The organism is Streptomyces sp. SID5464 (assembly GCF_009862985.1).
Classification (GTDB): Bacteria; Actinomycetota; Actinomycetes; order Streptomycetales; family Streptomycetaceae; genus Streptomyces; species Streptomyces chartreusis_D.
In genome coordinates, this window is the sequence record NZ_WWIQ01000001.1 from 1 (window position 1) to 1,621 (window position 1,621).

A 1,621-nucleotide genomic window follows, 5' to 3' on the forward strand; every position below is an offset into this window, starting at 1 on the left:
AGAGGTCGTTCTCTTTCCGAACCCCATGTGCGGTTTCTGCTGGTCAGACATGAAGTGGCGGCTGGCGCGGAAGTGTCGTTCCGTTGCTGACCGAGACTTCATGGAGGTGGCGGATGCCGTCGATGCGGGCGGTCTTGGAAGCGCGGCAGAAGGCCTCGGCGAGGCGGGTGGAGGAACTCGAAGGCGAGCTGGAGCAATTGCGGGCGGCTCTGGCGGACGCGGAAGAGGTGCTCAGGCGCCGGGTGATCGGCCTGGAACAGTATTTGGAGGCGCTGGCCGAGGAGGATGCGCCCATCGTGGCCGTCGTGTCGCAGAAGAAGCCGGTGGGACCGCGCCGGGCGGTTCCCCACCGGCAGGAGGCACCCGGAGTCGAGGTGTTGTCGGTGGACTACCAGGCATTGATGGCCGCCGCTTCGGATGCCGGATCCGATGGGCTCGGTGCCCGGCGGGCAGCGGTGGTGCTGGGCTGGGACAGCGCGTCCGCCTCGCGCGTCGAAGGGGCCATGGCCCGGCTGAAACGGCTGGTGGAACGGGGCCGGCTGGTCGAGGAGAAGCCGGGCAGGTTCATGCTGCCCGCGCCGGGGCAGGACGCTGCTGGCGCTGGGCGGCCAGTCGGCGGCTCATGAGCATGGTCATCGACCACAGGATGACGCTCTCGCTGGTGTCGGTGCGTCGTTCGTAGTCACGGACCAGGCGCCGGCTTCGCAGGAGCCAGGCGAAGGATCTCTCGACGACCCAGCGGCGGGGCAGGACCTGAAAACCCTGAACGTCGTCGCTGCGGCGGACGATGTCGAGGACGACTCCGAGGTGCTGGGTGGTCCAGTCGGTGAGGTGGCCGGTGTAACCGCCGTCGGCCCAGACCCGGGCCAGTCGGCGGAGGCGATGCTTTGCTGCGGGCAGCAGGGTGCGGGCAGCGTCCCGGTCGGTCGTGGAGGCCGGCGTGACAGCCACGGCCAGAAGCAGTCCGAGGGTGTCGGTGAGCAGGTGGCGCTTGCGCCCGTTGATCTTCTTCCCGGCGTCGTATCCCCGCGAGGCGTGGGGGACGGTGGCGTCTGCCTTCACCGACTGCGAGTCCACGACCGCCGCACTCGGCTCCTCCTTGCGGCCCTCAGCCAGGCGGACGACCTCACGCAGCCGGTCGTGCAGCTCGCCCACCAGCTCCGTGTCCCGCCAGCGGGCGAAGAAGGCGTAGACCCGCGGCCAGGGCGGGAAGTCGGCGGGCATCGCCCGCCACTTGATGCCGTTGTCGACGAGGTAGCGCACCGCGTCGATCATCTGCCGGTGACAGTAGCCCTCCGGCCTGCCGCCCCGGCCCGCTAGCCATCCCGGCACCGGCAGCAGATCCCTCACCAGGGCCCACTCCGCATCGCTCATGTCCGAGCCGTACCGGGGCTGGCGCTCTGGCCGGTCGGCCGCGTTCCCGAACCGATGGGCGAGACAGTCACACCCAGGAGTGGACGGACTGGACCCGGCGACCACGACCACGCGACACTTCGACAACAGGGCCTCTTGCTCCTCGCTGGACTCGACAACCGCGAGCTACCAAGAGGCCCTTCCTCTATGCCCCACCAGCAAACAAGTCACCCGATCCAGGACCCCGTTCGAACCAGACCGAGCACAC

Annotated in this window: 2 protein-coding genes; one reads left to right on the forward strand and one right to left on the reverse strand. The window is 69.2% G+C overall.

The features are described 5' to 3' along the window. The first annotated feature begins 122 nt into the window (after positions 1–122). Positions 123–626, forward strand: a complete 504-nt coding sequence (locus GTY47_RS00005; protein ID WP_050810232.1) for a hypothetical protein — start codon at positions 123–125, stop codon at positions 624–626. Here the strand turns inward: GTY47_RS00005 and GTY47_RS00010 are convergent. Continuing rightward, complete coding sequence (locus GTY47_RS00010; protein ID WP_086012503.1) at positions 565–1,374, reverse strand: IS5 family transposase; 810 nt, start codon at positions 1,372–1,374, stop codon at positions 565–567. The two genes, GTY47_RS00005 and GTY47_RS00010, sit on opposite strands and share 62 nt — an antisense overlap. Positions 1,375–1,621: the final 247 nt, after the last annotated feature.